The sequence below is a fragment of the Nocardia sp. CA-119907 genome, from assembly GCF_050955995.1.
Lineage (GTDB): Bacteria > Actinomycetota > Actinomycetes > Mycobacteriales > Mycobacteriaceae > Nocardia.
In genome coordinates, this window is sequence record NZ_CP192091.1 from 3,068,676 (window position 1) to 3,090,014 (window position 21,339).

Consider the following 21,339-nt stretch of genomic DNA (forward strand, 5'->3'; position numbering starts at 1 on the left):
GCTCAGCCGTTCAGGTGGTGCACGAGTTCGGTGAGGGTTTCATCGCCGGGCGGGTAGGGCTGGTAGAAGCAGACGCGGTCGGAGATCGTGCCGACGCGGTCGCGGATATCGGCGGCGACCTCGGCGGGTTTGCCGCGTGCCGCCAGGGTCGCGAGGATATCGTCGTCGATCAGTTCGCCCATCTCCTGCCAACGGCCCTGCTTCGACAGCCGGTTCAGTTCTGGCTGTAGCTCGCCCCAGCCGTGCTGGTCGAGGACCGGTCGGTAGGACGGAGTGGAGCCGTAGAAGCCGAGCAGGCGGCGGGTCGCGGCATCGGCCGCTTCCTGTTCTGCATCGGAATTGCCAACGGCGACAATGATTTCCGGAAGCACCGCGAACTCCGCCGGATCGCGGTTCGCCGCGGCGAGACCGTCACGGACTCTCGGCATGATCTGCTCGTGCAGGTATCGCTTGGAGTTGAACGGCATGACCAGCAGACCGTCGGCGAGCCGAGCGGCCATGGTGGTCATGCGGGGGCCGAGCGCGCCGAGATAGATCGGCGGCGGCCCGAAGGGATTGGGGCCCGGATCGAACATCGGAGTCATGAGGGTGTGGCGGTAGTACTCGCCGCGAAAGTCCAATCGAGTACCCACATTCCAGCATCCGAAGATCGCGCGCAGCGCCCGCACCATCTCGGCCATGCGGTCGACGGGGTGATGGAAGTCCGCGCCGAAACGCTTCTCGATCTGCGGGCGGATCTGTGTGCCGAGGCCCAGGATGAATCGGCCCTCGGTCAGCAGTTGGAGGTCGTTGGCCTGGTGGGCGAGGTGGATCGGGTTGCGGGGGAAGGCGATGGCGACATTCGTCATCAGATCCATACCGCCGACGGTCGAGGCGAGCGTCAATGGAGTGAACGGGTCGTGCGGTCCCTCGAAGGCGAAGACGCCACCGACCCCATATCCCGCAGTGCGCGGGTCCGCTGCACCGCATTCCCGGGTCCGTATAACGCGGTATGAACTCTCACTGGCCCGCCCAATTCGTCATCGTCGACGTGCTCCTGGACGTAAGCCCAGAGCTTCCCACTCGCCAACTGTAGCGAGGATGGACGACGACCTCGATGGACGCCAGCGGTTTGCGGGAGCGACTAGGATCGCCTACCTGTGCATTCGGAAATCGAGATGGTCGCGCTCGCGGCGGGGCGGGTGACGCTGTCGGATCGGCGGACACAACAAAGTTGGCCGGTCGAGATCGCCGGGTACGAGATCGCGGCGTTTTCAGTGACGCAGTCGCAGTATGCGCAGGTCACCGGTGCGCGGCCGAGCAGCGTTCGGGGTGATCGGCGGCCGGTCGAGGGCGTCTCGTGGTTCGATGCGATCGGGTTCTGCAATGGTCTGTCCACGCGTGCGGGTTTGACGCCCGCGTACCGCGTGCACGATGACGAGGTCGAATGGGATGCCGCCGCGAACGGGTATCGGCTGCCGACCGAGGCCGAATGGGAGTATGCCTGCCGTGCCGGTACTTCCGGACCTCGATATGGCGAGATCGACGAGATCGCTTGGTACCGAGGCAATTCCGAGGAACGCAGTCACGAGGTGGGCGGCAAGCTGCCCAATGCGTGGGGGCTGTACGACATGCTCGGCAATGTCTGGGACTGGTGCTGGGATATCTACGATGCCGAGGTGTACGACTCGTATCGGGTGTTGCGCGGGGGCGGATGGTCCGACGAGAAGTGGAGCTGCCGGGCCTCGGTGCGGCGACGCAGCCATCCGACCTATCGGATCGATGATGTCGGATTCCGCGTCGCCCGGTCGATACCTTGACCGGACGCTCGGTCCGGCCGGGCAGAATTCACGATTTTCCTGCGATATAGAAGGAATGATTGATATGTTCCGCCATAGCAAGACCGGTTTCGACGAGGATGCAGTTCGGTGTTCGATTGGGATCTGCTGCGCAGTACGTCCAGCGTGCATGTGCTGATGCAGTTGGCGCGGGAGCGCGGAATGTCGCCGGAGGTCTGCCTGAAGGGCACGGCTCTGGTGCCCGACGCGGTGACCGATCCCGATGCCGAGGTGACCGCGCGCCAAGAGGTGCGCGTCGTGCGGAATCTGCTGGCGGGATTCGGCGATGAGTCCGGTTTGGGAGTCGAGGCGGGCGGTCGCTATCACCTCTCGCTGTACGGGCCATGGGGTCTGGCACTGCTGAGCAGCCGCACGGTGCGCGAGGTGATCGAGGTATCGCTGCGCTACATCGACTTGGCCCTCGTCTTCGGCCACCTGACCTTCGAGGAGGGGGCGACCGAATCGCGGCTGATCTTCGACGACTCCGAGATTCCGGAGGATGTGCGCCCGTTCCTGACCGAACGCGTCATCACCGGCATACACACCATCGGCCGGGAACTGTTCTCCGCGGGGGTGCCCGCCTCCCGGGTCGGCTTCCGGCACCCCGCTCCGGCGGATACGACGCGCTACCGCAATATATTCGGCGTCGAGCCGGTCTTCGGCGCGTCGGCCAATGAATTGGCCTTCGACAGTGCCCATCTCGATGTCGCGCTGCCACAGGCCAACGAATGGGCGCGCGGCATAGGCGAACAGCTCTGCCGCGATCTGCTCACCGCGCGCCGCGCCCGCACCGGTGTCGCGGGTTCGGTACGCGATCGGCTGGTCCGCAATCCGGGCGAGATTCCGGATCAAATCGCTGTTGCCGCCGAGCTTTTCATGAGTCCGCGGACACTGTCGCGACGGCTGCGGGACGAGGGAACATCGTTTCGCCATCTGCTCGACGAGGTTCGGGAAATGATGTCGGAGGAGCTGTTGCAGCACACCGATATGACCACCGAACAGGTGGCGGCGCGGCTCGGTTACGCGGAGGCGGCATCGTTCATTCGCGCGTTCCGGCGCTGGAAAGGCTGTCCGCCGCAGGTGTTTCGGGCACGTGGTGCGCGCGCGGTCGCACCGATCAAGGTGGTGCCCGAGTTCGCGCTGGGCCGGACACATCTGGTCGGCGCTGGTTGACGGCTCGGTTGGCTTGTCCGGGAATCGCTCTCAATGAGTTTCGTTCGAGTCCTCGGTTGTCTGTACGAGTCTGTCGGACATGGCGCTGGTAATGAACTTGGGGATCGCGGGGGCGAAGAGTTTGAGGTAGGAGTCCATCCATTCGTGGCGGGTGTTGAGGAATAGAAAGTCGGTGGGGGCCATATAGCGGACGGCGAGCATGGGCAGTGGCGCGTCGAGTGCGGGGAAGTCCGGGTTGTGCAGCCCCGGGGCGGTGCATCCGGGATAGAACTGACCGAGCATCAGACCCTTTTCGACGAACCGAGACTTGTGTTCGATTTGAACCGCGTCGATGTCTTCGTATTCGGTGAGGTCCGGAAAGACCACCAGGACAGCCTTGAACTTGGAATCGGGTTCGTCCCGGGGCGGCAGAACGGGGAACAGGTCGTACAGGTCGTCGACGACCGCGGTCAGCACCTCGGCGTCGATGGAACGACCCTCGATGAATGCGGCCCACAGGAAGTGGTTTGTGATGGCGCGGCTGGTGTAAGGACAGACCGGGCCGGTCCGGCCGAGATCAGGGTGCGGCTGACACAGGTAATCGCGAGTCCACCTACGTAATTCGGCAGCACGGGGGTGCGTGGCGATAGGAGTCGCTGGATCGGGAGCGAACAGGTTGACTGGCTCGACGCCGGAGCGGGACCCGACGATTCGGCAGGTGTTCATGATCGGCTTGTCCTTGAAGGGGGTGGGGACTCCGTTGGGGTTGTGTGGGCTGAGCGGAAGTGCTCGGTGAGAACGAATCCGATCGCGCGCAGCGACTCGGGTTCGATCATCCGCTCGTGTCGGACCGAAATGGGGTGTTCGATGATCCGGCCGGTGATGAGGTTGTTCCAGGCGAGGGCCGGGGAGGGGCCTTCGTCCGTGTGGGCGGCGGCGCCGAAGTAGATCAGGTCACCGTCGAATGGCGTGGGGCGGTGGTTGTACGTGAGGTCGACGAGCCGGGTGTAGTCGTCGCGCAGAGTCACCAGATGCTCGGGGGTCACGGCGGTGAACAGTCCGCCTTGCCGGTGCAGCAGCTCGGCCGCGGCCGCGGCGGTGAGATCGGCCGGGCCCGGTGGCACGTCGAGGCCGGCGAACTCGGCGAGCACCTTCCCGATCGTAGGAGTTGGTACGCGGACGGTGCTGGTAGTGACGACGCGGGTGTCCATCATGGCCAGGGTGGCGACGGACTCGCCATCGCGACGGAGTTGGACCGCCATCGCGTGGGCGATGGTGCCGCCGAGCGAGTAGCCGAGCAGGTGGTACGGGCCGTGTGGCTGGACGGTGCGGATCTCTCGGACGTAGCGGGCGGCGAGTTCGTCGAGGGTGTCGAATTCCGCGGCGGCGTCGCTGAATGCCGGGGATTGCACACCGTACACGGGGCGGTCGGGATCGAGGTGTTGCACGAGTCCGCTGAAACCCCAAGCCAATCCGATGGCCGGGTGGACGCAGAACAGCGGAGGTTCGGTTCCGGCGGCGCGCAGAGGGAGAACGACGGACAGTGCGTCGCCGAGGTCCTGCTCGTCGCTCCCGTAGCGACCGGTATCGATGCGGTGGGCCAGCGACTCGGGTGTCGGATCGATGAAGATCCACTGAACAGGCACGTTGACACCGGTCGACTCCGCCAGCCGTGCGACCAGCGTGGCCGCGGCGAGCGAGTTGCCGCCGAGGGTGAAGAAGCCGTCGTCGAGGCCGGCTCGTTCGATGTCGAGGGTCTCGGCGAAGGCGTCGCAGACGGTGGCCTCGAGTGCGGTGGACGGCGGCCGGAACCGGGCAGGTCGCCATTCGGGTGTGGGCAGGGCTTTGTAATCGACCTTGCCGGTGGGGGTTAGGGGTATCCGGTCGACGGTGAGGATTGCGGTGGGGATCATGTGCGTGGGTAGTCGCGTTGCGAGGTGGGCGGTCAGTATCGCGGTGTCGGGCGTGTTGCCGGGAGCGGGCACGACGTAGCCGACGAGTTGATCGCTGCCATTGGGTCGGGCGTGGATCGTGACGGTGGCCTGGTCGATGTCGGGGTGGTCGCGCAGCGCGGCTTCGATGTCGCCGGGTTCGATGCGGTGGCCGTTGATCTTGAGCTGCAGGTCACTGCGACCGGAGAATCGCAGTGTTCGTTCGGTCGTCCAGCTGACGAGGTCACCGGTCCGATACATGCGCGTACCGGGCGGCCCGTAGGGGTCGGGGACGAATCGGGCCGCGGTGGTCGCGGGTTGCCGGTGGTAGCCACGGGCGAGGCCCGGTCCGGCGACGTACAGTTCGCCGACTACTCCGACCGGGACGGGGCGCAATCTGCGGTCGAGTACGACGGCGGTGAATCCGAGCGTCGGGCCGCCGATTGTCATCGGGCCGCCCGTGGTTGTGGTCAAAGGAGCATGGCCGCAGCTGACAACGGTGGTTTCGGTAGCCCCATAGCTGTTCAGCACCGTGCGGCCCGGCGTCCATTGCGCTGCCAGATCGGGTGGACACTTCTCGCCGCCGAGGATCAGGGTTTCGAGGGTGTCGACGGTGTCGGGGTGCAGTGCGGCGAGCATGGTGGGAGTGATGGCGGCATGGGTCACGTGTTCGGCATTGATCAATTCGGACAGTTCGGTGCCGACGGCTACCGTTGCGGGTGCGAGGACCAGGGTGGCGCCAGCGGCGGTCGCGCTGAGCCATTCGAGGATGGAGACGTCGAAGGTCGGCGAGGCGACGGCCAGCATCCGAGAAGCGGGAGTGAGGCCGTACCGCTCCCGTGTTTCGGCGGCCAGGTTCGCTATCCCGGTATGAGTGACCACGACACCTTTGGGGGTCCCGGTGGAGCCGGATGTGTAGATCAGGTAGGCCGGATGCTCCGGCCGCAGCGGGGTGGTGCGTTCGGCGTCATCGATCGCTGTGGGGGCGGCCGCCGCCGTCGTCGCGGCGAAGGTGGGATCGTCGAGGGCGAGCCATTCGAGCGCGTCCGGTAACCGGTCCCGGTAGGTATCGAGGGTCAGCCCGACGGCGGCACCGGAATCGGTGAGAATGCGGGTCACCCGGTCGCGCGGATGGGTGGGGTCGACCTGGACGAACGCGCCGCCGGTCTTGGCGACCGCCCATACGGCGACCATCGCGTCGATGCAGCGCGGCAGCGCCACGGCAACGATCACTTCCGGTCCTATTCCCCTCTCGATGAATATCCGTGCCCACCGGTTGGAGGCTTCATCGAGTTCGCGATACGACAGCCTTACGCCGTCGCAGACCAGCGCTTCCGTGCCGGGCGTCGTCGCGGCCGCGTCCGACAACACCTGCGGCAACGGCGACGTGACCGTGCCGGGCCGACCGCGGACGGGCACCAGCGTGGCCTGCTCGACGGGCGAGAGCAGCTGCAGTTCGGTGAGCGGCAGGTCGATATGCGCGGCGATGGTGTCGAGCACCCGCAGCACCCGGTCGGCGAGGGCGTCGATCTGCTGTCGAGTGAACAGTTCGGGCAGGTATTCGAAGGTCAGGTGCAGCCGGGTGTCGTGGTGGGCGACCAGGCCGAGCGGATAGTGCGCGGCGTCTCGTCCCTGGACGTCGAGGACGTGCATTCCGGCGATATCGGTGTCTTCGGACAATCCGGCCGAGTCGACCGGGTAGGACTCGAAGACGGTCACGGTGTCGAACATCGCGCCGGGACCGGCCAGCTGTTGGATACGAGCGAGTCCCAGGTGCTGATGGTCGAGCAGCGCGGCCTGTTCGGTTTGGATTCGCCGCAGCAGTTGGGCGAGGCTTTCGCGGTGGTCGAGCCGGACCCGGACGGGAACGGTGTTGACGAACAGCCCGATCATCGATTCGATGCCGGGAAGCTGTGGCGGACGTCCGGAGACGGTCGTGCCGAAGACCACGTCTTCGCGGGCGGTCGCGTTGGCGAGCACGAGCGCCCAAGCCGCCTGGACGACGGTGTTGAGGGTGGTCTCCTGCTGCTGGGCCGCCGTGACCAGCGCCGCGGTGCGGTCCTCGTCGAGCTGGACCCGCACTTCGCCCGCTGCGGCAGTGGGTCGGCGACCGCGGTCCGCGGGTGCCAGCAGAGTCGGCTGCGTGATGCCATCGAGCGCCTGGGTCCACGCGGTTTCCGCACCGGCCCGGTCCTGGGCCTTCAGCCACGTCAGGTAGTCGCGGTAGGGACGGACCGAGGGCAGTGCTGCGGTGTCGCTGTCGGTGGCGTAGAGGATGAGTAGTTCCCGGACCAGCAGTGGTGTGGACCAGCCGTCGATGAGGATGTGGTGCATGCTCAACAGCAGTCGGTGCTGGTGGGGGGCGATGTTGATCAGGGTCAGTCGCAGCAGTGGGGCCGCGGTCATGTCGAATCGGCGGTCGGTGGTCATGATCTGTTCGAGTGCGGCCGCGGTGTCGTGGTGTGCGGTCAGGTCGATCTCGGTGAATGGGACCTCGACGGTGTGGGGCACCACTTGGACGGGTTCGTGGGCGCCGTCGCGTAGGAAGGCGGTTCGTAGGTTGGGGTGTCGTTGCAGGAGGGTGTGTGCGGCGCGGTGTAGCCGGTTCGCGTCGACGACTCCGCCGAGTTCGACACTGAGTTGCACGATGTAGGCGTCGATGGCGTCGGTGGCGAGTTGGGCGTGGAACAGCAGTCCGGCTTGTAGGGGTGTCAGCGGCCAGATGTCGTCCAGCACCGGGTACCGGGTTTCGAGTCGGTCGATGGCGGGTTGGTCGAGGTCGAGCAGGTCGAGGTCGGAGGGGGTGAGTCCGCCGACGCCGGGGCGGCAGGCGTGGGTGGCCAGCGCCCTCACCGCCTCGCACCACAGGTCGGCGATCTCGGTGACCTCGCCGGTGGTGAGCAGACCGGTGGGGTAGTCCCAGGAGGCGGTCAGGGCGGGCCCGTCGGGTGTGTCGGTGGTGGCTGCGTTGATGGCGAGCACGGCTGCCGCGGCGGCGTCGGGGTTTTGGATGCCGCCGCCGTCGGCGTCGCCGCCGGCGGGCATCCATCCGATCTCGCGCAATGCGGTGGGGATGGTGTCGAAACGACCGAGGTAGTTGAAGCTGACCTGCGGGTCGGGTAGTTCGCCCAGGAGGGGGGCGGTGTCGGTGTTGAGGTAGCGCAGCAGCCCGTAGCCGATTCCGCGGTTGGGGATCTGGCGCAGTTGTTCCTTGACCGACTTGACCACCGCCGCGGCGGCCCCACCGGCGGTGTACGCGTCGTCGATGTCGATGCCGGACAGGTCCAGGCGCACCGGGTAGGTGGTGGTGAACCAGCCGACGGTGCGGGTGAGGTCCGCGCCGGGCAGCGGTGGGTCGTGGCGGCCGTGGCTTTCGAGGGTGAGCAGTGTTTCGGTGCTGTTCTCGCCGTGGCGGTGACGCCACCGGGTCAATGCCAATGCCAGTGCGGCGATCAGGGCGTCGTCGACGTTGCCGTGGAACGCGTGGGGCACGGTGGTGAGCACCGCGCGGGTCACCGCGGTCGGCAGCGTCACCTCCACGGTCGCGACCTCGGCTTGCACATCCACATTCGGGTCGAGCGGGCGGGGACCGATCGGTGGGTCGGTGGTCTCGAGGGTGGCGCGCCACCAGTCGAGCTCGTCGAGGTGTTCGGCGGCGGTGCTCAGCCCGTGGGCCCAGCGGCGCATCGAGGTCCCCACGGGCGCGAGCTGTGGTGGTTGCCCGGCACTGATCTGAGCCCACGCAGTGGCGAAGTCGGGAACCAGGATCCGCCACGACACCCCATCCACAACCAGGTGATGTAGGACGACGAGCAACCGACCCGGCCGGTCGACCCAATCGAGCCACACCAGCTGCATCATGACCCCGGCTGCGGGGTCGAGGCGCTCGGCCGCAGCGTTCGCCTCCGCGTCGACGATCGCCGCGAAGTCGGCACTATCCGGCTCCACCTCCACCGATACCCGCCGGACCAGCCCGGCAGCACCGGCAGCACTCACCCCGGCAGCACTCACCCCGGTGGCACTCATTCCGGTGGTGCTCGCCTCGGCGGCGCTCGTTCCGGTGGCGCTCGTTCCGGTGGCGTTCACTTCGGTGGTGCTCGTTCCGGTGGCGTTCACTTCGGTGGTGCTCGTTCCGGTGGCGTTCACTTCGGTGGTGCTCGTTCCGGTGGTGCTCGCCTCGGTGGCGCTCACTTCGGCGGCGGTCACCCCGGTCGGCCGGACCTGTAGCGCCCATCCGGTCGGGTGTGTGGGGTCGGGAAGGAGTTGGGCGCGCAGCATGTCGTGGTGGTCGATCACCGCTTGCACGGTGGCTTCGATTCCGGTCCTGTCGATGCCGCTGGGCAGTGTGAGTGTGACCCACTGGCAGAACCGGTCGAACCCGCCGCGTTCGAACATCCAACACATGATCGGCGTCAGCGGCACCGACCCCACGCCCGCCCCGGGAAGCTCCGCCGGCAACGCGACCACCGCGGCACTGTCCTGGACCGCGACCTGAGCCAGCCCGGCGACCGTCTTGCGTTCGAACACCTCCCGCGTGGAGAACACCACACCGGCCGCCCTGGCCCGGGTGACCAACTGGATCGACATGATGCTGTCGCCACCCAAGGCGAAGAACGAATCATCGAGACCGACCGTGTCGATACCCAACACCTCACCGAACAGCCCGGCCAGCATCCGCTCCACATCGGTCACCGGCGCCCGGAACTCGGCACGAGCCGAACTGAAATCCGGCACGGGCAACGCGGCGCGGTCGAGCTTGCCGCTCTCGGTCACCGGCAGCGTGTCCAGCACCAAAACCATCGCGGGCACCATATGCGGGACCAACCGCTGTTCCACGAACGTGAGGACCCCGGCCGGATCGAGGTCGACCCCGGGCTCGGGCACCACGTACCCGACCAACCGGTCACCGACAGCGGTGCCATGGTGCACGGTCGCCACGGCACGGGCGACACCGGTACAGGCCAGCAGGCCCGATTCGACCTCGCCGAGTTCGATGCGGAAACCACGCAGTTTGACCTGGAAGTCGGCCCTGCCCACATAGTCCAGTTCCAGACTCCCCTCCGGTTGCCGCAACCACCGCACCAGGTCACCGGTCCGATACATGCGCTGTCCCGACTCCGCGAACGGATCGGCGACGAACCGTGCCGCCGTCAGCCCCATCCGGTTGCGGTAACCACGGGCCAGACCGGGTCCCGTGAGATACAACTCGCCGACAACGCCGACGGGCACCGGCCGCAACCGGGCATCGAGCACAACTTCCCCGACCCCGCGGATCGGTTCGCCGACCGTCACCGGCTGACCTGCCACCAGTGGCGCACTGGCATCGGTCTGGATCGTGGCCTCCGCCGGACCATAGGTGTTGAACAATCTGCGGCCCGGTGCCCACCGCGACACCAGTTCGGGTGGGGGCGCTTCGCCGCCGACCACGACGGTTTCCAGGCTCTCCAGCCCAGCCGGGTCGACCGTCGCCAAGGCTGTCGGCGTCATCGCGACGTGGGTCACCCGCTCGTTCGATAGGATCCGCGCCAGCTCGTTGCCGCCGTAGACGGTCGGCGGTGCGATGACCAGTCGCCCACCCGATGCGAACGCCCACAGCAGTTCCAGCACCGCCGCATCGAAACTGGGCGACGCGACATGCAGCACCCGCGCGCCGGGCTCGATGTCGAACCGCGAACACTGCTCGGCCACCAGATCCGCCAACCCTCGGTGCGGCACCACCACGCCTTTGGGCACACCCGTCGAACCGGAGGTATAGATCAGGTACGCCGCTTGGTCGAGTCGGACCGGCAGCGTTCGCTCCGCGTCGGTCACCGGCGCCGCCGACAACTCCCCCGCGTCGGCCGCCTCGTCGAGGACCAACCAGCGCACCGATCCGGGGAATCGATCCCGCCACTGTGACAGGGTGATCCCCACTGTCACACCGGAATCGGTGAGCATGTGCTCGATGCGGCCGGTCGGATACTGCGGGTCCACCGGAACGAATGCCGCCCCCGACTTCGCCACCGCCCACACCGCAAGCACCGACTCGACCGACCGTGCCAACCCCACCGCGACATTCGTCTCCGGCCCCACCCCTTGATCGATCAACAACCGCGCCAACCGATTCGACTCCGCATCGAGCTCACCGTAGCTCCACTGCCGATCCTCGTACACCACCGCGACCGCTCCCGGATCCCGTTCCACAGTCGCCGCCAACAGCTCCGGCAGCACTTGCCCCGGTACCTCCGGGGAGCCCGAAACCGGTGTCAACTCACGGTATTCCGCGGGAGAGAGGAGGTTGAGCCGGGCCAGCGGCAGATCCGGGTCGGCGGCGATGATGCCGAGCACGCGCAGCACCCGCTGCAGTGTCGCGTCGACCGTGTCGTGGTCGAACAGTTCGGGCAGGTACTTGATCTTCAGATGCAGTCGGGTATCGACCCGGGCGACCACGCCCAGTGGATAGTGCGCGCCGTCCACACCCATGACGTCGACGACCCGCATGCCCGCGATATCGGTATCCGCGGTCAGCCCGAAACGATCGACCGGGAAGGACTCGAACACCGTCATCGTGTCGAACACCGCTGCTGGCCCGGCCACCCGCTCGATCTCGGTGAGACCGACGAACTGGTGATCGAGCAGAGCGGTCTGCTCCGCCTGAACCCGGTCGAGCAACTGCCCCAGGCTTTCGGTGGTGCCCAGACGGACGCGCACCGGCAGCGTGTTGATGAACAGTCCGATCATCGATTCGATGCCCGCCAGCTGCGGGGACCGCCCGGACACCGCGGTGCCGAAGGTCACATCGTCTTGGGATGTCAACGTGCCCAACACAATTGCCCATGCCAGCTGGATCACGGTGTTGAGCGTGACGCCACGGGCGCGGGCGAAGCTCGTCAGCGCCGCGGTCTGCTCCTCGGTCAAATCCGCTAGCACATCGCGTGATTCGGTGTAGCGGCGGCCGGGATCGGCTTGTGCCACCAGGGTCGGCCCTTCGGTGCCGTCGAACGCGCGGGCCCAGGCGTCGAGCGCCGCAGGCAGGTCCTGCCCGGCGATCCAGGCCAGGAAGTCCCGATAGGGGCGGACCTCGGGCAGGATCGTGGCATCGCCGTCGGTGGCGTAGAGCACCAGCAGCTCCTTCAGCAGCAGCGGCGTCGACCAGCCATCGAGCAGCAGATGATGATTGGTCAGCACCAGCCGGTAGTGCTGTGGCCCCGTGCTGACCAGCATCCAACGCAGCAACGGTGCACGAGCCGGATCGAACCTGGTCGCCCGGTCCGCGGTCAGGAGGAGCTCCCATTCGTGCTCGCGTGCACTGTCATCGAGGCTGGACAGGTCGATCTCCGACCAGGACGCCTCGACGTCTTCCTGGACCACCTGCACCGGCCCGACATCGGTATCGAAGGCGGTGCGCAGATTCGGATATCGGTCGAGCACAACCTGCCCGGCTCGGCGCAGCCGCTCCGGATCGACCTGTCCACGCAGTTCGAGGACCAGCTGGGTCAGGTACGCGTCCACCGACTCCTCGGACACCAGCGCGTGGAACAGCAGGCCCTCCTGCAGCGGAGTCAACGGCCAGACATCGCTCAACGTCGGGTATCTGGCCTCGAGGCGCTCGATTTCGGACTGCCCGAGCCGGACCAGATCCAGATCCGACGGCGTCCGTCCCCCGCTTCCGCCGCGGCGAGCATGAGCCGCCAAGGCAGTCAATGCCCGGCGCCACGACTGCGCCGCCGAACGGACCTCATCAGCGGTGAGCACCCCCGCGGGATAGGTCCAGACGGCCCGCAATTGCGGTCCTTCGCCGTCATCGCGGGTATAGGCATTGATGTCGAGCACCGCCGCGACCGGCATATCCGGATTCTGCGCACCCACGAGGTCGCCGCCGTCCACCGGCAGCCAGCCGACCGCCGATATCCCTTGGGGAACCCTCGTCGCGACGCGGCCGACGTAGCTGAATGCGATCTGTGGCGTTGGCAGCGCGGCGAGTGTCGGGCCGGTGTCCTCGTTGAGGTACCGCAGCAAGCCATAGCCGATCCCGTGATCCGGGACTGCGAGAAGCTGCTCCTTGACGGACTTGACCGCTGCGCCCATCGCGGGCCCACCCGCGTACGCGTCGTCGAGATCGATGCCCGACAGATCCAAACGCACCGGAAAACTCGTAGCGAACCAGCCGACCGTCCGGGTCAGATCAGCGCCCGGGACGACGCCTTCCTCCCGACCGTGTCCTTCGAGACCGATCAGCACATCCGTCCGCTTGGCGGCCTCCGGCTGTCGGTCGCGCCGCCACTTCGTCACGGCGACCGCCAGCGCGGCCAGTAGGCCGTCGCTCACCCCGCCGTGGAATGACGCTGGCACCATGGTCAATACCGCGTGGGTCACCTCGGGGGAGAGTTCGATCTCGACGGTCCGAGCAGCGGCGGCTACATCGATCGCGGGGTCCAGTGGCCGCGACCCGATCATCGGATCGCGCTGGTCGGCCATTGCTCGCCACAGCCCGAGTTCTGCTACCCGCTCCGTGCGTTGGGCCGCCTCGACCAGCCTATGCGCCCATCTGCGCATGGATGTCCCGACCGGGGCGAGCTCGGGTGGCTCGCCGGATTCGATCCGCGCCCACGCGACCGCGAGGTCTGGCACCAGCACACGCCAGGAATCCCGATCGATCACCGATTGATGCACCAGCACAAGGACTTTGCCCGGTTCCGCCGTGTGCACCGGATCGAACCAGACCACCTGCAGCACGATCCCGGCATTCGGGTCGAGCCGGTCGGCAGCCGAAGTCAATTCTTCCGCCGCCAACGTCCGGAATTCGGTGCCCGCTGGTATGGCTTGCATCGGCACCCGATGGATGACCTCGTCGGCGCGAACCGTGCCGACGGGCAGCACCTCCCACATCCAGCGTCCGCCGTCGTCCGGGCACAGCCGTGCGCGCAGCATGTCGTGCCGATCGAGGACCGCCTGCACGGTGTCGGCCAGCCGCTGCCGGTCGATTCCCATCGGCAGATTCAGCATCATCGCCTGTGAGAAGCGGCCGATCTCCGACTCGGACCGTGCGAGCAACCGTCGCATGATCGGTGTCAGCGGTACCGGTCCCACGCCCGCGCCGGGCAGTTCCGACAGCACAGGGCCTGCGCTGCCATCGACCGCGACCTCGGCCAGTCCGGCGACCGTCTTCCGCTCGAACACATCGCGTGCGGAGAACGCCACACCGGCTGCCCTGGCCCGAGTGACCAACTGGATCGACATGATGCTGTCGCCGCCCAGGGCGAAGAACGAGTCATCGAGACCGACAGTGTCGACGCCGAGTACGTCGGCGAAGGCTCTAGCGATGATGTGTTCGGTTGGTGTCTGCGGTGCCCGGAAGGGTTTGCTGTCGGTGAAAACCGGTCTCGGTAATGCTTTTCGGTCGAGTTTGCCGACCGGTGTGAGTGGGACGCGGTCCAGGGCCATGATCGAGGCGGGGACCATGTAGGACGGTAGGTGGTCGGTGAGGTAGTCGACCAGAGTTGTGGTGTCGATGGTGTGGTCTGGGGTGGGGACGACGTAGGAGACCAGTGTTTGGGTTCCGGTGTCGTTGTGGTGGCCGATGGTGGCGGCGTAGGCGACGGTTTCGTGGCTGGTGAGTGTGGTGTCGATTTCGCCGAGTTCGATGCGGAGGCCGCGGATCTTGACCTGGAAGTCGGATCGCCCGAGGTGTTGGATGGTTGCGTTGTTGGTCCAGCGGACGATGTCGCCGGTGCGGTACATGCGTTGGCCGGGTAGCCAGGGGCAGGCGACGAAACGTTCGGCCGTGGTGGCGGTTCGGTGGTGGTATCCGCGGGCGAGGAGGTCACCCGCGATGTACAACTCACCGGCAACACCATCGGGAACCGGTTGCAGTCGCTGGTCGAGGATCCATGCCGAGACCCCGCGGATCGGGCGGCCGATCGTGACCAGTTCTCCGGCCGTCAAGAGGGTCCGCGTCGCGGCGACGGTGGTTTCGGTTGGACCATAGTCGTTCAACAGCTTTCGCTCGCCGCCCCAGCGTTCGACCAAGTCACTGCCGTAGTCCTCGCCGCCGACGACCAGGTTTTCCAAATCCGGTAGTGACCAGCGGGTGTGATCGATGGTGGACAGTGCCGAGGGAGTGATGAGGAGGTGGCTGATGTGTTCGCTGTCGAGCAGTTCGGCGAGTTCATCCCCGCCGTAGATGTCGTTGGGTGCGATGACCATGGCCGCGCCAGCGGGCAGGGGTAACAGCATTTCCAGTATTGATACGTCGAAGCTGGGTGAAGCCAGATGCAGTGTGCGGGAGTTGGGCTCGACGCCGATGACATCTTGGTTCGCGGTGGCGCAGTTGCCGAGTCCGCGGTGGGTGACCGCGACACCTTTGGGTAGTCCGGTCGATCCGGAGGTGTAGATGACGTAGGCGATATCGTCGATCCGCAGCGGACGAACCCGGTCGCTGTCGGTGATCGGACTGCCGTCGGTCTCGTCGAGGTTGTCGAATGTCAACCAATCGGTGTCGTCGGGTAGTCGCTCGTGTACCGACGCGGTCGTAATGCCGATGGCCGCTTCGGAATCGGTCATCATGTGGGTGATGCGTTCGGCGGGGTGGGTCGGGTCGATCGGCAGGAAGGCGGCGCCGGTTTTGGTGACTGCCCAGACGGCGAGTACCGAGTCGGCCGATCGTGGGATGCTGATGGCGACAATGTCTTCCGGTCCGATGCCGTGTTGGATGAGCCGTCGCGCCAGTTGGTTGGAGCGTTGGTCGAGCTGTCGGTAGCTCAGTTGTTGTCCGTTGCATACGACCGCGATGGCGTCGGGATCGAATGCGGCTGCGGCCGTCAGCAGGTCGGGCAGTGTGGTGGGCGGTGCGGGAGGGGCGCCGGTGCGGGTCAGCAGGTCGGCTCGCTCGGCAGGTTCGAGGACGTCGATGGATCCGATCGGAACGGTTGGATCGGTGGTTATCGATTCCAGGATCCGTATCCACCGACGCGCAAGAGAGTCGATCGTCGCGGCGTCGAACAGGTCGGTGGCGTAGGTGACCGCGACGGTCATGTCACCGCTGTCGCGATCCTCCGACAGGATGAATTGCAGATCGAACCGGGAGACCTCATTGGGCAGATCGACCACCGACAGCTCGAGCTCGGGGAGTCGCAGTGTTACCGGTTCCAGGTTCTGGAACGCCAGCATCACCTGGAACAGCGGGTGCCGTGCCTGGGATCGCTGCACTACGAGTTTGTCCACTACCTGCTCGAATGGAACGTCGGCGTGTTCGAAGGCGTCCAGATCGGCTTGTTTGACCCGGCCGAGCAGGTCGGTGAACGATTCATCGAGATCGATCTCGGTGCGCAACACCAGAGTGTTGACGAACATGCCGATCATGTCGTCGAGTGCGGCCACACCGCGCCCGGCGATCGGTGTGCCGATCGGAATGTCGGTGGTGCCACTCAACCGGGCGAGCAGGACCGCCAACGCGCCATGGATCGCCATGAACAGCGACGAATTATGTTGGCGCGCAAACTGTTCCAATGCCCGTATCAAATCGGCAGGCACCGAGTAGTTGACAGTAGCGCCGCGATTCGACATCACCACCGGTCGCGGCCGATCGAATGGCAGGCGCAGTTCCTCGGCAACGCCGTCAAGAGCCTCGGTCCAGTATCGGATCTGCTGGGCAGACAGCGATTCCGGATCATCGGGCGCGCCGAGGGTGGCCTGTTGCCACAGTGCGTAGTCCGCGTACTGGACCGGCAACGGCGTCCACGCCGGGGCCGCACCGCGGATCCGCGCGGCATAAGCAGTCGCCACATCACGGGCCAGCGGCGTCAGGGAGAATCCATCCGCGGCGATGTGGTGCACCACGACGGCCAAGACGTATTCCGGTTGCTCGCCGCCGACAATGCGGAACAGCTGGGCACGCGCGGGTGGCTGTGTGCTCACATCGAAGCCTTCGGCGACGAATTCGGTTACCGTCGCGACCAACTGGCTCGGCGCGACCGGCACCACCATCAACTCGCGGTCCACATTCTCGACCGGCTCGATCTGTTGGATCAGCATGCCGTCGTGATCCAGGTACCGCGTTCGCAACGACTCGTGCCTACCCAGCACGTCGAGGACCGCCGAGTGCAGGGCGTCGATGTTCAATTCGCCGCGCAGCCGGATAGCGATCGGCATGTTGTACGCACCCGATGCGGTGTCGTACTGGTTGAAGAACCACATCCGTTGTTGGGCCGGCGCCAACGGCACAAGATCGGGGCGCGGCCCGGCGACCAGTGGCGGGCGGCGGCGTCCCGTGCCGGCATGCTGGTCGATGCGGCTGGCCAGTTCTGCGACCGTGGACGCCTCGAACAACAGCCGCACCGGAATCTCGGCATCCAAGGCGGTCCCGAGCCGCGCCGCGACGCGGGTCGCGACCAAGCTGTCGCCGCCCAGGGCGAAAAACGAGTCATCGAGACCGATGGTGTCGATACCCAATACGTCGATGAACGCTCGAGCGATCGTGTGTTCGGTCGGTGTCTGCGGTGCCCGGAAGGGTTTGGTGTCGGTGAATACCGGCTTGGGTAGTGCTTTTCGGTCGAGTTTGCCCACCGGTGTGAGTGGAATGCGGTCCAGGGCCATGATCGAGGACGGCACCATGTAGGACGGTAGGCGGTCGGTGAGGTAGTCGACCAGAGTCGCGGTGTCGATGGTGTGGTCTGGGGTAGGGACGACGTAGGAGACCAGTGTTTGGGTTCCGGTGTCGTTGCGGTGACCGATAGTAACGGCGTAGGCGACGGTGTCATGGGCAGCCAGAGCGGTGTCGATCTCACCGAGTTCGATGCGGAGACCACGAATCTTGACCTGGAAGTCGGATCGACCCAGGTGCTGGATCGTTCGGTCGCTGGTCCAGCGGACGATGTCGCCGGTGCGGTACATGCGTTGGCCGGGTAGCCAGGGGCAGGCCAGGAATCGTTCGGCTGTCACGTCTGCTCGGTGGTGGTATCCGCGGGCGAGGAGGTCACCCGCGATGTACAACTCACCGGCCACCCCAACCGGAACCGGTTGCAGCCGTTGATCCAACACCCATGCCGAGGCACCGGGCATCGGCCTACCGATCGTGACCAACTCACCCACTGCCAGCGAGGCGTTCAGTGTCGCGGCGATGGTGGTTTCGGTTGGTCCGTATTCGTTGAGCACGACGCGGTCGCCGCCCCAGCGTTCGACCAGCTCGCTGCCGTAGTCCTCGCCGCCGACCATCAGATACTTCAGATCCGGTAGTGGCCAGCGGGTGTGATCGATGGTGGACAGTACCGATGGTGAGATGAGGAGGTGGCTGATGTGTTCGCTGTCGAGCAGTTCGGCGAGTTCATCCCCGCCATAGATGTCGTTGGGTGCGATGACCATGGCCGCGCCGGCCGCAAGCGGAATCAGCAATTCGAGTACTGATACATCGAAGCTGGGCGATGCCAGATGTAGCGCGCGAGAGCTGGGCTCGACGCCCATGGCAACCCGGTGTTCTGCGGCGCAGTTGCCGAGTCCGCGGTGGGTGACCGCGACACCTTTGGGTAGTCCGGTCGATCCGGAGGTGTAGATGACGTAGGCGATATCGTCGATCCGCAACGGACGAACCCGGTCGCTGTCGGTGATCGGACGACTGTCGTCGGTGTTGGGCTGGTCGCCGGACGCGTCGAGTCCGTCCGGTATCAGCCAGTCCATGTTGTCGGGTAATTGTGGGCGTACCGCTGTCACGGTCAGGCCGATGGCCGCGTTCGAATCGGTCATCATGTGGGTGATGCGCTCGGCCGGATAGGTCGGGTCGATCGGGAGGAAAGCGGCCCCCGTTTTGGCGACGGCCCACAGCGCGAGTACCGAGTCGGCCGATCGTGGGATGCTGATGGCGACAATGTCTTCCGGTCCGATGCCGTGTTGGATGAGCCGTCGCGCCAGTTGGTTGGAGCGTTGGTCGAGCTGTCGGTAGCTCAGTTGTTGTCCGTTGCATACGACCGCGATGGCGTCGGGATCGAATGCGGCTGCGGCCGTCAGCAGGTCGGGCAGTGTGGTGGGCGGTGCGGGAGGGGCGCCGGTGCGGGTCAGCAGGTCGGCTCGCTCGGCAGGTTCGAGGACGTCGATGGATCCGATCGGAACGGTTGGATCGGTGGTTATCGATTCCAGGATCCGTATCCACCGACGCGCAAGAGAGTCGATCGTCGCGGCGTCGAACAGGTCGGTGGCGTAGGTGACCGCGACGGTTACATCGCCGCTGTCATGGTCGGCCGGCATCAGGAACCGCAGATCGAAGCGAGACGCCGCTTCGGACAGATCGACCACCGACGGCTCGAGATCGGGCGCAGAATTCCGCAGCGCCAACATCACCTGAAACAGCGGATACCGGGACTGACGCCGCTGCGGAACGAGTTCGTCCACCACCTGCTCGAATGGCACGTCGGCATGCTGGAAGGCGTCCAGATCGGCCTGTTCGACGCGATCGAGCAGGTCGGTAAAGGATTCATCGAGATCGATCTCGGTCCGCAGCACCACGGTGTCGGCGAACTCGTCGGCGACACCGTCGAAATCGGCCACAGCGCGGCCGGTGGTCGGTGTGCCGATCGGAATGTCGGTGGTACCGCTCAATCGGGCGAGCAGTACCGCCAACGCGCCATGGATCGCCGTGAACAGCGACGAATTATGTTGCTGCGCAAATTGTTCGAATGCCGCAACCAGATCGGCACGCAATGGATAACTTGCGGTGGCACCTACATTGGACGGTACCGCAGACCGCGGCCGGTCGAAAGGCAGACGCAGCTCCTCGGGCAGGTTCGCCAGCGTGGCCCGCCAGAACGCCAGGTTCGCACGGCGGCGCTTGATCCGGGCACCTTCGCGGGCGCTTTCGGGGTGAACCTGCTCGAGCGCAGTGTCCGGCGCGACGGCGAACGCGTCGAGGAACTCCATGAATCTGGTGCAGTGCGCCGAGAGTTCGGAGTCGGTGTAGAGGTTGGGGTTGGCGAGGAAGTGCAGGATCGTCCGCGGCGGGTCTCCGGTCTGATACAGGTCGATCAGTAGATCATCGACCGGCCCCGAACTGAGGATATGGAACTCCCCGGGCACCGATCCGAGCCGGAACTCCTGGTGGAAGAACATGGCATTCACCACCGGGCCTGCGAAGCGCCGCTGTCCGCCGTTGTATCCGGCGGCGGTTCGGATGTCGGTCAGGCCGCACCGCTGGTGCCGCAACGCCCCGATCAGATCGGACTGCACCCGTCGCGTCAGTGTCGCGACGGTGTCGCCCGCATCGAGGGTGAGCGGAAGCGGTGCGACATTGACGAACACTCCACCGGACCGCCGCAGTACCGCGTTCGTGCGACCCGATACCGGAATGTTGACCATGACGTCGTCTCGGCCGGTCATCCGGGCCAGATAGCAGCCGAATGCGGCGATCACCACCGCGGACGGGCTCGCGTTCAACGCTTCCGCGGCACGCTCGATCCGCTGCACCATCATCGGCGACAGTTCGGCGGTTGCGATCGTACTGTCCGCGCGCGCGGGTGCGTGCCCGTCGACCAGACTGGACTCGTCCCCGACATCGGCGAGCTTGTGCAGCCAATATTCCTGGTCGTCGGTGAACCGCTTCGACTCCCGATAGTTTCGGTCGGCGTCGTAGAGCGCGCGTACGTCCGCCGCCTGGTACGGCTCTGCCGTCCGGCCCTGCACCGCTGCCGTGTAGAGCGCCGCGATGCGGTTCATGTTCATCATTCCGGCATAGCCGTCCATCGCGACATGGTGGATTCTGCTGTACAGCAGGTAATGCTGGTCCCCAACCCGCACAACCGCCGATCCGAACAACCGGTCCCGCGTCATGTCGAGCGGCTTGGTGTAGTCCCGACGCATCCACTCCAAGCCCGCCGCGACGGGATCCGGTGCACCGCGCACATCGATCACCGGACTCGACGACTCGAGCGATGGGTCGAACACCTGGTACGGCTCGCCGTCGACCTCTACCAGCCGCAGGTATCCGGACTGGAGTTCGCGGCCTGCTCGAATCGACACCTCGCGCAGCAGATCGACGTCGAGATCTCCACGCAACTCGATGTACTGTGCCTCGGATATCGGCACATCCGGACTCAATTTCTGTGCCAGCCATAACCCCCGCTGCCCGGCCGACAGCGGCACATACGATATTGCTGACACGTCCGGCTCGGTATCTTCGCTCGGTCCCCACCCGGGATGGAGCTGTGTCGGCGGAACGGTCATTGAACTTTCCTCTATCCCGACCACGGCCAGTCTAAGCCGGATAGTTCGTGGATGTATACCCCGGTTTCGAAGTCCGCGCCGTGAAATTATCGTCAAATACGGAAGGGGGCCAAGCGGTGATCTTGATCAACCCCTCGAGAGCGTCGCGATGCAAGAGGCCGCCGATTGTAACGCGGTGCAGCGCAGGGTCCTTCGGCCTCGAATCCAATGACCAAAAGCCCTGACCTCGAGGATTGACATCGCATATATAAGTCGAT

Annotated in this window: 4 protein-coding genes and 1 pseudogene; 2 read left to right on the forward strand and 3 right to left on the reverse strand. The window is 65.8% G+C overall.

Translation table 11 applies throughout. The features are described 5' to 3' along the window. Positions 1 to 2: 2 nt before the first annotated feature. A pseudogene (locus tag ACQP2D_RS13555) lies at positions 3 to 1,003 on the reverse strand (TIGR03617 family F420-dependent LLM class oxidoreductase). Between the two features lie 154 nt (positions 1,004 to 1,157). Between ACQP2D_RS13555 and ACQP2D_RS13560 the strand changes: the two are divergent. Continuing rightward, the gene (locus ACQP2D_RS13560; RefSeq protein WP_433685639.1) at positions 1,158 to 1,799 is read left to right on the forward strand and encodes a formylglycine-generating enzyme family protein; all 642 of its coding nucleotides are present in this window, start codon (positions 1,158 to 1,160) and stop codon (positions 1,797 to 1,799) included. Positions 1,800 to 1,907: 108 nt separating this feature from the next. After that, positions 1,908 to 2,990 carry an AraC family transcriptional regulator gene (locus ACQP2D_RS13565; RefSeq protein ID WP_433684052.1) on the forward strand — a complete coding sequence of 361 codons (1,083 nt, stop codon included), beginning with the start codon at positions 1,908 to 1,910 and terminating at the stop codon, positions 2,988 to 2,990. A 30-nt stretch (positions 2,991 to 3,020) separates the two neighbouring features. Here ACQP2D_RS13565 and ACQP2D_RS13570 read toward each other — a convergent pair whose 3' ends face one another. Together ACQP2D_RS13570 and ACQP2D_RS13575 are read right to left on the reverse strand one after the other, a co-directional pair. Continuing rightward, the gene (locus ACQP2D_RS13570; RefSeq protein ID WP_433684053.1) at positions 3,021 to 3,695 is read right to left on the reverse strand and encodes a DUF6875 domain-containing protein; all 675 of its coding nucleotides are present in this window, start codon (positions 3,693 to 3,695) and stop codon (positions 3,021 to 3,023) included. Further along, on the reverse strand, positions 3,692 to 21,178 hold the full coding sequence (locus tag ACQP2D_RS13575; protein ID WP_433684054.1) for an amino acid adenylation domain-containing protein: 17,487 nt from the start codon (positions 21,176 to 21,178) through the stop codon (positions 3,692 to 3,694). Before ACQP2D_RS13575 ends, ACQP2D_RS13570 begins: the two co-directional genes overlap by 4 nt. Positions 21,179 to 21,339: the final 161 nt, after the last annotated feature.